Origin of the sequence: Marininema halotolerans, assembly GCF_900116235.1 — a bacterium.
GTDB classification, from domain to species: Bacteria; Bacillota; Bacilli; order Thermoactinomycetales; family DSM-45169; genus Marininema; species Marininema halotolerans.
In genome coordinates, this window is sequence record NZ_FPAA01000001.1 from 12,656 (window position 1) to 25,718 (window position 13,063).

13 protein-coding genes are annotated in these 13,063 nt (G+C 43.6%); 3 read left to right on the forward strand and 10 right to left on the reverse strand.

Annotated elements, in window-relative coordinates:
- Positions 1-65: 65 nt before the first annotated feature.
- From CHX35_RS00065 to CHX35_RS00090, 6 genes are all read right to left on the reverse strand, one after another.
- Positions 66-485, reverse strand: a complete 420-nt coding sequence (locus CHX35_RS00065) for an anti-sigma regulatory factor (protein ID WP_176391786.1) — start codon at positions 483-485, stop codon at positions 66-68.
- A 24-nt stretch (positions 486-509) separates the two neighbouring features.
- Positions 510-2,285, reverse strand: coding sequence for an ABC transporter ATP-binding protein (locus CHX35_RS00070; RefSeq protein WP_281252034.1), 1,776 nt, complete (start codon positions 2,283-2,285; stop codon positions 510-512).
- 176 nt (positions 2,286-2,461) lie between these two features.
- On the reverse strand, positions 2,462-2,794 hold the full coding sequence (locus CHX35_RS00075) for an NIPSNAP family protein (RefSeq protein WP_091832000.1): 333 nt from the start codon (positions 2,792-2,794) through the stop codon (positions 2,462-2,464).
- A 228-nt stretch (positions 2,795-3,022) separates the two neighbouring features.
- A complete protein-coding gene (codY, locus tag CHX35_RS00080; protein ID WP_091832003.1) occupies positions 3,023-3,802 on the reverse strand; it encodes a GTP-sensing pleiotropic transcriptional regulator CodY in 780 nt (259 codons plus the stop codon).
- Between the two features lie 217 nt (positions 3,803-4,019).
- A complete protein-coding gene (lepB, locus tag CHX35_RS00085) occupies positions 4,020-4,547 on the reverse strand; it encodes a signal peptidase I (RefSeq protein ID WP_091832006.1) in 528 nt (175 codons plus the stop codon).
- A gap of 11 nt (positions 4,548-4,558) precedes the next feature.
- The gene (locus tag CHX35_RS00090) at positions 4,559-5,095 is read right to left on the reverse strand and encodes a DUF402 domain-containing protein (protein WP_176391787.1); all 537 of its coding nucleotides are present in this window, start codon (positions 5,093-5,095) and stop codon (positions 4,559-4,561) included.
- A 527-nt stretch (positions 5,096-5,622) separates the two neighbouring features.
- Here CHX35_RS00090 and proC point away from each other — a divergent pair.
- Complete coding sequence (gene proC, locus CHX35_RS00095) at positions 5,623-6,462, forward strand: pyrroline-5-carboxylate reductase (RefSeq protein WP_091832012.1); 840 nt, start codon at positions 5,623-5,625, stop codon at positions 6,460-6,462.
- Between the two features lie 59 nt (positions 6,463-6,521).
- On the opposite strand, the gene CHX35_RS00100 is transcribed toward proC, so the two are convergent.
- The 3 genes from CHX35_RS00100 to CHX35_RS00110 form a co-directional block, all read right to left on the reverse strand.
- Positions 6,522-7,820 (reverse strand): S8 family peptidase, encoded by a 1,299-nt coding sequence (locus CHX35_RS00100; RefSeq protein ID WP_091832015.1) that lies wholly within the window; start codon positions 7,818-7,820, stop codon positions 6,522-6,524.
- Positions 7,821-7,981: 161 nt separating this feature from the next.
- Positions 7,982-8,431 (reverse strand): GNAT family N-acetyltransferase, encoded by a 450-nt coding sequence (locus tag CHX35_RS00105; RefSeq protein ID WP_091832018.1) that lies wholly within the window; start codon positions 8,429-8,431, stop codon positions 7,982-7,984.
- Between the two features lie 154 nt (positions 8,432-8,585).
- Complete coding sequence (locus tag CHX35_RS00110; RefSeq protein ID WP_140413503.1) at positions 8,586-9,263, reverse strand: hypothetical protein; 678 nt, start codon at positions 9,261-9,263, stop codon at positions 8,586-8,588.
- Positions 9,264-9,580: 317 nt separating this feature from the next.
- Between CHX35_RS00110 and CHX35_RS00115 the strand changes: the two genes are divergently transcribed.
- Both CHX35_RS00115 and CHX35_RS00120 read left to right on the forward strand, forming a co-directional pair.
- Positions 9,581-10,804 carry a transporter associated domain-containing protein gene (locus CHX35_RS00115; RefSeq protein ID WP_245838577.1) on the forward strand — a complete coding sequence of 408 codons (1,224 nt, stop codon included), beginning with the start codon at positions 9,581-9,583 and terminating at the stop codon, positions 10,802-10,804.
- 21 nt (positions 10,805-10,825) lie between these two features.
- Complete coding sequence (locus CHX35_RS00120) at positions 10,826-11,737, forward strand: sporulation protein (protein ID WP_091832027.1); 912 nt, start codon at positions 10,826-10,828, stop codon at positions 11,735-11,737.
- Positions 11,738-11,835: 98 nt separating this feature from the next.
- On the opposite strand, the gene CHX35_RS00125 is transcribed toward CHX35_RS00120, so the two are convergent.
- The gene (locus tag CHX35_RS00125; RefSeq protein ID WP_091832031.1) at positions 11,836-13,026 is read right to left on the reverse strand and encodes a VanW family protein; all 1,191 of its coding nucleotides are present in this window, start codon (positions 13,024-13,026) and stop codon (positions 11,836-11,838) included.
- Positions 13,027-13,063: the final 37 nt, after the last annotated feature.

Sequence of the window (13,063 nt, forward strand, 5' to 3'; positions counted from 1 at the left end):
ATCATTATGAAAAAACCGCCTTTGTAAAGGCGGTTTCGCTTGTGGTAAAGGGGCCAATAAAAATTTTATTCACATTTCAAATGATCTGATTCGTCTTTCCACTTCGAGACGGATACATACGTTCCTTTGCCTTCTACCGCTCGAATGGAAAAATCATCCATAAGCTCACGAACTTGTTTTAATCCATAGCCTTCCACAGATGCTGGGGACTCTGAGAGTCTTAGAATTTGATCCAAATCATCAATACCAGGCCCAAAATCTCGAACAATGATTCGGATACCAGAACGATTCTCTTCTTCGATCAATTCGACTTGCACTCTACCTTCCTCAGCATGGTGAACCACATTGCTCGCAAGCTCCGAAACGGATTGCACAATACGTGCCTGATTTAACTCGCTGAAACCATGCTCTTTAGCAAGCTTCCTCACTTCTTTGCGGATCGTTACAATATCCCACTCGTATTTAATCGGGAAGCTTTGTTTCACCCCAGTTTCCCCCATTTTCCATAGTTATTCATGAAGCATGCCCACTTTTTCTTTTCCACTCTCTAAATCCTGCACATTAAACAAACTGGCATACTTCTCTTCGCGATTCATCAACTGACGGTGTGTTCCACTTTCAACGATACGTCCGTCTTCGATCAAGCAAATGCGATCCGCATGGGTAATTGTCGATAAACGATGGGCGACAATTAATGTCGTTCGATTTTCAGCGAGGCGATGTAGGGATTCTTGAATCAATTGTTCTGATTTCAAATCCAAAGCAGAAGTTGCCTCATCCAAAATTAAAATGGCTGGATCCTTTAAAAAGACCCTTGCAATCGCCACCCGCTGTTTCTGTCCCCCTGATAATTTCACACCACGTTCACCAATCTCGGTGTCATACCCCTGGGGAAGTTCTTGAATAAACCCATGAGCATTGGCTGCTTTGGCTGCGTGTATCACTTCTTCTAGGGAAGCATCTGGTTTTCCCATGCGTATATTATCCAACACACTTCCACTAAACAAAATATTATCTTGGAGAACCATACCGATTTGGGAACGTAAACTCGCCTGCGTCCAATCCCTTACATCTCTTCCATCAACCAACACTGCTCCGTCTTGTACATCATAAAAACGGGGTACCAGTGACACAAGCGATGACTTTCCGCCCCCACTCATGCCGACGAGAGCAATCGTTTGACCTGGCTTGATTCGTAGGTCAATATCATCCAAAACCGCTTCTCCTTTTTCCTCATAGGCAAAGCGTACATGTTGAAATGAAATTTCCCCACGCGCATCAACAAGTTGTTTTGCATCCGGACGATCAACAATATCATAGGTTTCATCCAAAAGCTCAAAAACGCGATCCATCGAAGCCAAGGATTGTGTCAACGTCGTGGATGCGTTGACTAAGCGACGAATTGGTGCGTAGATCAATCCAATATACCCATAAAATGCAGTCATTTCACCAATCGTAACCTCACCCTTAATCACTTGCCATGCAGCAAAACCAATTAGCAGGATAGGGGCTACATCGGTAATCGTATTAATCACAGCAAATGTCTTCCCATTCCATCTTGAATGGGCTAATGCACGTTCAAGGAAATGGCGATTCCGCTCATGAAACTGTTTCGTCTCGTGATCCTCCAAACCAAAGGCACGAATCGCCGATATTCCTTGAATTCGTTCATGAAGGTGTCCTTGCATCTCCGCCAAGGCTTGAGATCGTTCTCTCGTCAGTCCACGCAGCCGTTGATAAAACACCTTCACAGCAATCCCATAGAAAGGGAAAACCGCTAACGACACAATGGTCATCTTGACGTCCATTGAAATCATAATCCCAACAGCGATCAACAATGTGGTTAAATCTAACCAGATATTCATCATCCCTGTAACAACAAACTCTTTCGTTTGTTCTACATCGTTGATGATCCGCGAAATAATTTGCCCGACGCGCTGATTGTTATAAAAGCGAAGGGATAACTTTTGCAAATGGTCATACAGACGGTTACGAACATCAAAGAGAACGTTACTCGCAGTCCACTGCGCAAAATACTGTCGGTAATATTCAATTGGCCATCGCAATACGGTAAATACAAATAATGCCCCTGCTAATAGCCAAAATAGTTGGTTATACTTCTCTCCATTCGTTTGATTGGACAACAATACATCATCCACAACAAACTTTAAGATGAGCGGTAACAAAAGAGGGATGCCAAATTTTAACACACCTACAGCCATGGTGATTACAATTTGTTTTCGATATGGCTGTGTAAAAGCAAGATATCTTCGAATACTCCCCAATGCTCCATCCTCCGTTAATACAAAAAAATCGACCCCAGCACCTTTATCCTCATGTGGGGGTAAACCTCGGTAAACCATTATTTTACCATAGTATGGGGTCGAGAAATTCGATGGATTGCTTATTACCTCTAACAACGTTTTTTCTCGTTACTTGTTTCAAGATTCTCCATCCATGTTTATACTTCAGACTGCGCCTCCTCATGATGATGTTGTGCGATAAACTCTTCCTCAATCGAGAGATCATCCAAATCGAGACCTTGTCGTATCCCTTCTTCTTTAGCTCGTTTAGTTAAAGGATCCGCAGAGACATGGCGTTCAATCTCTTTATAATGAGAGAGGCTTGCATATTGCCAAATCGCTGTCACTTCCTTTTCTGATTCATCCAGCCAATACCCCGTCAACTTCGCACCATATTTTGCTTGGATCGGATAGACGTACTGGTTAAAAAAACGTTGAAAGTTCTCTGCTTCTCTCCCTTGAATCCGATATACCCGTTTGCGAAAGATCATGGGGCTCCTCCTTTCATCAACATCTTGCACGGTTATCTATCCTTCATTCATCCAATAAACTTCAAAACCTGTCAAGCCATTTTAAAACCATAACCAAGGGATAGGTTACTGTATTTTTCCACCATTCCAAGAAAGTGAAACACACTTGCCCTTCCATGTCTCCATGTACCTAGTATATGGATTTAACCACAAAAAAAGTAGTTGCCGAATCATCGGCAACTACTCCCTTTAACTACGAGCCTTTTCTAAGGCAGGCAGTAATTTTTTGTTTAGGATTTTGATATAGGTACCCTTCATTCCAAGTGAACGGGATTCAACGACCCCAGCACTTTCAAGTTTACGAAGGGCGTTTACAATCACAGAGCGAGTAATTCCTACACGATCCGCAATTTTACTTGCGACAAGGAGCCCTTCATGTCCTTCTAGTTCATTGAAGATGTGTTCAGCTGCTTCTAACTCACTAAATGAGAGGGAATTTATCGCCAGTTGAACCACCGCACGACTCCGTGCCTCTTCTTCAATTTTACCAGCACGTTCACGAAGAATCTCCATACCTACTACCGTCGCACCATATTCCGCAAGTACCAAATCATCGTCTACAAACTCATCATTGATCCGGGAAAGCACCAACGTACCTAAGTGATCCCCACCACCCACAACAGGTACCAAAGTGGTGTAGCCGTGCTTAAACATGTCCTTCATTTCTACAGGATACGCTGTATAGGGGCTATCTACACTCACATTGTAGGTAGTTTTTTCTACGCCCATGAGCAAAGTAGCGTACTCTTCTGGGAATTGGCGATCTTTCAAGTATTTTTGCATACGCTCATTTTCAATCTCGTGATTGGTAGCCAGTCCCAAAATTAAGCCTTCTGGGCTTACTACATAAATGTTTGCGCCGATAACATCACTAAGAGCTTCCGCCACTTGATCAAAATCAACTAGATGATGACCCACATTTTTTTGCAAAATACGCGAAATGCGTCGTGTTTTGTTTAACAGATCCATGAATCAGGTCCCCCCTGGGTTTGTCTTTCTATTCACAAAACCGCGCTCTAACAGTTTTCTTGACTAACAACTGTTCTTGCACGAGGCGTTATCATACGGTAGAATTGGACCTCCCCAATCCCTTAACTATTATGCGCCCGTGACTAAATTCACGCAAAAGGTTTTTGTGAACAGTTTTTGAACCTTTTTATTATTTGGAATTGATTTCCCCATCTGATCAGAAATAATCCTCCAACGATGGGCGCCAAACAATCCACTCGACTCTTCCTTCTAACAGTGAATCAGAAACTTGCCCAACGCTATCGTAACGGCTATCTCTGCTCGCAAACCGATGTCGATTATCCCCCATGACGAAAATACAGTGCTCTTTCACCACAACGGGTCCATAATCTCCATCTTCTATTTCTGTATCAATATAGGGCTCTTTTACCACTTTATCATTTCGGTAAAGAATTCCCTGTTTGATCGCGATCTTATCACCCGGTGTTCCTACCACTCGTTTTACCAGATATCGTCCTTCTTTTGAAGGATCTTTAAACGTGACTACTTCCCCGCGATGCGGCTGATTAAACATGAAGTGAAACTTATTAATCAACAGTCGATCCCCATCTTCTAAGGTCGGTCGCATCGAAGTTCCATTCACTACCGATAAGGCAATACCAAATTGGTTGATAACCAACGCGACGGAAACAGCAAGCAGAACAGTTCTCAGCCAGGAAACGTATCGAAATTTACCTTTCCTCATGTCTCATCACTTCACCCCATCAATACTTTTTCAAAAGGAAGATAGCGATGAATCCCAGCCTGTACAAACGTTGAATTGAAGGGATCTCTGCCTTCTGAAAATAACGTTTGCAATTCAGCTTGTGCGTTTTCCACTTGACAGACAACCTCCTCTGGGTAATTCATCTTATGGCGATTAACCTCATATTCCCCCTGATCCAACCAACGAGCACATCCTGTTCCATCGACCATGAGATCGAGATCATAATCAACGTAGACAAGACGCTTGCCTTCAAGGTGACAGGGAGAGGCAATGTTGCAATAGTACTGTGGATTTTTATTATCGCCATTAAATATTACTATGGTATTAAACCAACGCGTTCTATGAAACTGACAGATCGCTAGGCCTTTAGAAATCCACATACTCCCATCCTCTTCTGTCACATGGACATTATGATTGGCTAGCAAAAGTGGCTCTCCAGCGTCAAGTACCAAGGATCGGTTCCAACTTCGATGAAAACCACCATCGTGCTTGAAGCTATCAATACGAAGGAATTCACCTACTTTCACTATCCCATCGCCACCCTCTCTCATGCATTCACATCTATTTCCAATTTTACCGATTTATAAAACATATTTTCTGAATTAATTATGAAAAGGCTTTTATCTATCCAATGACTATGTATCTTCTTACATACCCTGGAAGCCTGCGCCCAAAAACCGCTTTCTCCTTCTTCACAGAAGAAAAGTGCTAAAGTCCTTGACATCCTTTTACTCCACCCTGCATAATATATAAAACTAAAATCGGATGAAAGATTAAACGCCTTGACGGGACCAGTAAGGAGACCATGTGGAACTAGAGAGTGGTGTTCATCGGCTGAAAAACACCACCGAAACGATCTCCCCAAACCCATCCCTGATGCGGACGATGATGAATCGAACGGGTCCTCTCCCCTTATCGAGAAGGAACGGCATGTGCCGTTCACAAGCAGGGCACAATTGTGCCAATCAAGGTGGTACCGCGGAAGAGACCCTCTTTCGTCCTTCGGACGAAAGAGGGTCTCTTTGTCTATACACTAAAATAAGGAGGGTCTCTCATGAGACACAGCGAACGATATTGCTTTATTGGCGCAGGTTCGATGGCAGAAGCCATTATCAGTGGTATGATCGCCAGCTGTCGCACGGAACCTGCAATGATTCACGTAATCAATCGCCAGGACCGTGAGCGACTTATCTATCTCCATAATCGATATGGCATTCAATATAGGGAATCTCAACAAAAGGCACTGAGCATGGCAGAGGTCATTATTCTCGCAGTTAAACCCAAAGACCTAACCGAAGCCCTAAAGCAGTGGGGAGAGTTTTTACGTCCTCATCAACGAGTCGTTTCAGTGATTGCTGGAATTGCTACACCCTACATTGAAGAACAAATCCCACAGGGTGTTTCTGTCATTCGTACCATGCCCAATACTTCGAGTGTTATCGGTCGCTCTGCAACAGCAATATGTGGTGGACGTTTTACTAAGGAATCCGACTTAAAAGCCACCCAGGAGGATTTCAATGCCATTGGTACGACAGTGCTCGTCGATGAGAAGGATATGGATGCTGTCACCGCACTATCAGGCAGCGGTCCAGCCTATATTTATTATCTCGTTGAAGCACTTGTACAAGCAGGCGTAAACGAAGGATTGTCCCCAAGCGTTTCGCGTCAGCTTACCACACAAACGTTATTAGGGGCATCCCATATGCTTCAGGAGACTGGAGAAGATCCTGCGGTGCTTCGTCAAAAAGTTACCTCTCCAGGTGGAACAACCATGGCGGGAATAGAAACCTTAAAGGAACATCAATTTCACATGGCAATAACTAATGCTATCCACCACGCTCGTAAACGATCGGAGGAATTAGGAGCCACGTTCTCCCCCTCTATAACAAAATAGCGATTGCTACAAAAAAAACACACCCTGGCAGATTTGCCTGGTGCGTTTTTTTTTTGACTTTACACCTCAACAGTAGCTCCCTGAAACTCAGCATATTGTTTCGCAAGCTTTACTGCCGCCACAACATCGATGTAACCCGCTTGATCGCCTTTAAACAAACGAGCAGTATCCATTAGAATTGCCTTCACGTCATTGGGACTTAAATGAGGATTGGCTTCCAGCAACAGCGCCACAACTCCAGCAGACATCGGCGTTGCCATCGATGTTCCAGACAAACTCAGATAATGTTCACCAACAAGATTTTCAGGCAACTGCTTCTCTAACGCTGACCCTGGTGCCAATAGGGAAATAATATTGGTCCCCGGTGCATAAATATCGGGTTTCACCAAGAAATCACGCGTTGGGCCACGGCTCGAATAGGATGCTTTTACATCGTCCTTCCATTCCGAGGTGTTTTTATCATCAGCAGAACCTACGGTAAGGATTAAAGGATCAATCCCTGGCGTACTAATCGTCATCGGATAAGGGCCTTCATTCCCTGCCGCAGCACAAACGACAATCCCGTGATGCCATGCCTTTTCAACTGCTTGACATAACAGGTCCTCCATATACGATTCCATCGCAGGGGCCCCTAGAGACAGGGATATCACACGAATTCCATGTTTCTTTTTATTTTTAATGCACCATTCCACACCACGGATCACCGTCGATAGTTGACCACTTCCCTTGGCATCCAACACTTTTATTCCGATCAGATCTGCTTTTGGAGCAGGACCGATATATAGCCCTTCTGAAAGGTGACCATTGCCGACAGCATCCCCTGCACAATGTGTACCATGCCCTTGATCATCATAAGGCTCTTTTTGCTTATTCACCATATCGACAAAGGCTTTAATACGTGGTGTCGGCTTCATTACATCATCATGGGGGTGAATACCCGTGTCAATAATTGCAATCGTAACCCCTTCGCCTGTCAATCCCGATTGGGTTTGTACTTCAATGGCCCCCATCGACTTGGTTGCCACATCCAACAAGGCCTGCACTTTGTAATCATAATATACTTTGTCTACCCCATCATGATCGACCAGACTACGGATCTTTTCAGGGCTAAGACAACCAAATGCACCATTGATAAAATCAAATTTCCCCTCCATGTAATTACATTCACCATCATTGCAAAGATGAAGCGCATCATCATGACGATGCTCTTCGACTTCACGATTAAAGCGAATGATCACCGGCAGGGTTTTCTCAGATTTATCAGCTTCCAGTTCACGGTGATCCTTCAGTTCTTGAACCAACCCAGGGTTAAGGAATCCAGCGGCTTGCTCAAACCAAACTCGATCTTTTTTGCCCATGAGCAGATCACCTCCAACTGAAGGATTCGTTGTGTAAAAAGGGAACCCCTCTCTTTATTTTTAATAATCAAAAAATTAATTAAATTAAAAAACCCCTGTGCCTATTTGGCAAAAGGTTTTAGAGAAGAACACTGCTATAGGAAAGAAAAAACCGTGTTCGATTAGTAAGAAATCGGCTTTAAGTTTTCTTGCACATTAAATAACCAATTTTTCTCTACGAGAAACGAAGAAGGAACGCCTTGATATCCCAAATGCGTATAAAATGGATATAGTTTTTCTGTTCCTTCATCGATAACGGCTTGTGTACGTGTGACCCCTTTATTACGAAAACGGTCTTCTAACATGGTGGTAAGTCGACGTCCTACTCCTCGTCCTTGAAACAATGGATTGACAGCTAGGCAATATAAGAAGCCTACATTTTTTTCCATTGTACCGACGATTGCTCCAACCACCTGCCCTTCGATCTCAGCAACCAGCACCAAATCCCGGTCATCAGCCACTTGACGAGATAACACTTTTAGCGTCTCTTCTTCTCTTTCACGCGATGCAGTTTGCTTCCAGATCGCTTGGACAGCATGTACGTCGGACAATTGAAAAGATCTCAGCTTCATCTATAAGGCCTCCCCATCCGATGGTATCCCCATTTTACAAGATGCATGGTTTCCTGTGCAATTGTGATAAAAGTGTGAAGAAAACGCTTTACCACCCTGTGAGTTTGCTCGTCCGCCATTTTTCGTCAAGTTTCGGACCATCTTGTATCCTTTATCAAGTAAATTGATTGGGAAGGAGCCTTCCTAACTTCCAAAACCAAGGAACTAACATTAATAACGTACAAACGACTAACCATGGCAACCAAGTAACTAACCACTGGGCAGCAATCGATATGAACAGTACAAAACACCAAATCATAAAAAAGTAACGAGACATTACCATAGGCATGCCCTTTGTTCGAAACATCACAGCAGTATAGATTAATCCACTGATCGCATAACAACTGAGACCGAATATCCCCGTTAATCGAAACAAAAGATGTTCCCATTTTATGATGTGTTCCACCAAATCAGCTGTAGGTGTCTTCATAAATAGTTCAGAAAGAACGGGCATCAAACGAATTTGGATCAAATCCGTTAGCACCCATCCACAAGCGCCCACGATCCATATCATAAAGGCCATTTGAAGGATTCCACGATACTGCGCATCCATCATGCATAATAGAATAAAGAAAACACTTGTCATTCCAACCACTGATACGATACCAATCCCCCAAGACCAACGATACACCCATTCATTCACTTCGATGGAGTACATCCGTTCTCCAAGAGAGCCACTGCCTCCTAGGCTAAGTAAGATAAGGGACATCATTGCAGCAATAAGATTACTCAAGGCGGCCGATCGAACAACCCAGGGTGACCAAAGCACTCCTTTTTCCTTCCATAAACGCATCAATCCCTTCACCCTCTCTCCTCTACGCTTACCATTAGCCTATGATTCTATTAATCCACCTCATTCCTCCATAATCGTATTTTTTCCAAATTGACGGCATTGAATACGGGTACCCTACAGCTTTTACATTACAAGTTTATGAACAAGGATGGTTTACCATCCATTCTGCAGAAGGATTCTCCTCTAGCACCCCTACTTTTTTGCCCCATAGTTCGTTACAATATTAATAGTCATGCTAGTCTTTCTGATCGGTTTCACTTACGATCCAGACTAGAATTATCACCATAAACAGAATGGGAGGTCATGAAGAGTTGGACGTGGACGACGACCTTATCTTCTTGATCTACACAGGCGCATGGATTTTCATCACATTCCTCCATGGATTATTGCTCACGATTGAAACACTGATTGATAAACACATGCGAAACGCAGGCATGGATTCTTCTCTTCCAGAAAAAAAGAGTCATGAGTCGCTTAGGCGGATTACACGTTCAGGGTTTACCATTACTGCGGTCGCTTGGATTGGAGGCAGCCTATATATAATCAATCGCCTTGGTTTTTCTTTAACTAAACCATTCAGTTTGCCAATGACTCTATGTTTATTGCTGTCCCTTTTATTATCAAGCCAGTGGTGGTGGGAGAAGACGATCAATCAAACACCCCCTCATCGGCTGTCAGGATATGTAGAACAGTGGGTAACTTCTTTTTTGTCTTTCTTCGGAGTGCAGTTACATAGGGATCGATCAGAAGATTCAAACAAGGGGGTTGAGCCGGCTCTTACAGAAAAAGTTATGCAATTTCAACACCGGCTGATTCGTGAAGTGATGATTCCCCGCGTGGATATGAATTGTCTTTATATGGACAATGATCTTGCACATAATCTAGCCGTCATCCGGCGTAATCGACAACTCCATTATCTTCTCTGTGATCGGGATAAAGACCAAGTCCTTGGAGTGATCCACATTCAGGATGTGTTTGATGCCTTACTCTCTCAGGCGTCTCCACCCGATTTAATGATTATGGCTCAACCTGAAGTGGTCATTCCTGAAACAATGGATATAATCCATACGTTACGAACATTAGAAGAAAAGCAAGCGCAAATCGCTGTCGTTGTGGATGAATTTGGGGGGACATCAGGAATGGTCACACTGGAGGATATCACACGGGAGATGTTTAGTGACTTACAAGATAAATTCGAGCTTTCTTCTCTCCTCTTTTCTGAAATGAAGGGGGACGTTTTTATCCATCCACGCGCATTAATTACCGAGGTAAATGAATTTTTTCATATTGCCATCAATGATCCCGATAATGATACGATTGGTGGGTGGCTCTTTTCACAGTTGGAGAAAATCCCGCAAAAAGGAGACACCATCTCCTATGCTGGATGGGAATTTATTGTTGATAAGGCACATGACCGATGGATCGATCGATTGGTGGCACGTCCCTCTCCTAAAGAACCTTTGCGATCCAACTTCACTCCTTCCAAAAGCTCCACTCAATCACTCTCAGCAGAACCTTATATTGACACATCACTTTCTTAAATCAAGGACAGGGGGATATCTATGTTTAGAAAAATGATGGCCAAGTTAGGGAAAGGCGGCGCGAAAGTCGACCTCATCCTCGAAAAACAAGACTACCTACCAGGAGATGATGTTCAAGGCAATTTGGTTATTCAAGGAGGGGCCATTGAGCAAGAAATTAATAAAATCGATGTGGAACTCATCATGTATCTCCATTCTGGAAAACGAGAACTTAACCATACACTGGAACGATTTCCTTTTCACCACACCTTCATCATTCATCCTGGTGAGGAAAAATCCTTTCCGTTCTCCACCCAACTTCCCAAAGACCTTCCCGTTTCAGGGAACCAGGTTGCTTTTTTCTTTGTTACCCATTTAGATATTGCCCAAGCGGTGGATCACTCGGACCATGACTACATCAAAGTTCATCCCCTACTACCTTTGCAAAAGGTTCTTGATGCCTTTACCGATCTGGGTTTACGAGAGAAACATGATTCACGATCCTTCAATGGATATACCCAAGAATTCGCTTTTTTCCCTTCTTCCTTCCTAAAAGGTCAAGTTGAAGAAGTGGAATTTGTCGCAGGTATTGAAGAAGACCGCATTCACCTTCTGCTTGAGGTGGATATCTACACTTGGACAGGCGAACGCGAAGTTCGCCATGAATGTACCCTAGAAAAAAGCGACTGGGAAAACCATCACTCACTGACAAACACCCTTCGCAATATCCTCACGGATATGACCAATCAACCCTCTTCCTATCGAAAACCCACGAAGCACGGATTCCATAAGCATAGCGGCCTTTCCAAATGGGGAGGAACCGTGGGTGGATTTGCCACGGGAGCACTTGGTGCGTTGGCACTCTCAGAATGGATGGAAGACATGGATGATATCGGGGATACGATTGAAGATAGTTTTGATGATGTAGGTGATTTCTTTTTCGGAGATGATTAATAAGATCAATTGATACGCTGACTAACTAATAACGGCATTCTCCCGCGGGAGAATGCCGTTATTAGTTAGTCCACAAGCAGCCGCTTTTATCGATTTGGTTACTGAGGGGGTTGAATATCATGCACTTTTGTTGGAGCCGATTGAACACCTCGAGGGTGATGGTAGGTGCCTGGTACCGTGTAGATGTCCACAGTCAGTGAGCCTCCCATCATTCTTGTACGAATCATCACTGGTTTATCAAGGTTGTTACGAAAACGATAGTCCGGGCCATACCAGGCCACCGTTGCATCCCGCCCTTTTGGTACATAACTTACCTCTTTACTATGTGAGAAACGGGCGACTGAAGGTAGGCCTGCACTATCTACACTATTGTATAAGGTCGAAGACGTCTGACAGACTCCTCCACCTAATCCTTTTTCATAAGCGCCCTTCACAATGATAATGGATTCCTTATATCCACGCGCAGCAGTACGTTCCCCTACTGTTTTATTGTAGGAAAATACTTCACCTGGATTTACAATGTGATGGTTAATTGCTTGTGCGGATAGCCTTACATTGACCGTCCGATTGACATTCCCTGAATTAAAGTAAGTCACATAATGTCCAATCCGTTCCCCGTTGACATGTTTAATATCCTCTGTAGTCACTTGAGGGGCATCCGAGATCAATGGAACTGGATGAATCCCGTTTACTTTTCCTTTGATATGCTGTGGCCAATTTAATAACTCTTTGGTATCCAACTTCCAACCCATTCTCTCTGGTTTAATTTCCTCTCCATAACGAGTCGCATGCGCATCTTTCGCAGGTTGATCCACTTCTTTTTTAATGGAATCAATCCACTTTGTCCACTGCTTAGCATTGACTTTTGATCCGTCTTTACCTGTGTAACCCATCTCTCGTAAGTTTACTTTCCATTCCTTTTTGCCATTAATCAATGTAATGGTCAATTCCTTTTGCTTCTTCTCCACTTTAGGTGTTGTTATGGAAGAATCGGCGTTACTATTGATTGGCCAACCATCAATCATGCCAACGAAAATAATTGCGATCAACAATACAACCCCGGTCACCATACCCATAATTTTTGATCGCTTACTCCACGGATGAAAAAAACGAGAGGTTGTTTTAGTTTCCTTTGATTGGGAAACACCTGCTTTTGCATTCTCCTCGTTCGGTGATGGAATGGGTTCCGCTGAAACTTCTTTATTTTCCCCATGTGCGTGAGACTCTTCCGTATGCGCTTGCTTTGCTGATTCTTCTTTCCCCGAAGAATGTTTATTGTTCTCTTCCACGGGACTTCTCTCCCCTCCAACCAGATGCGATCATCTA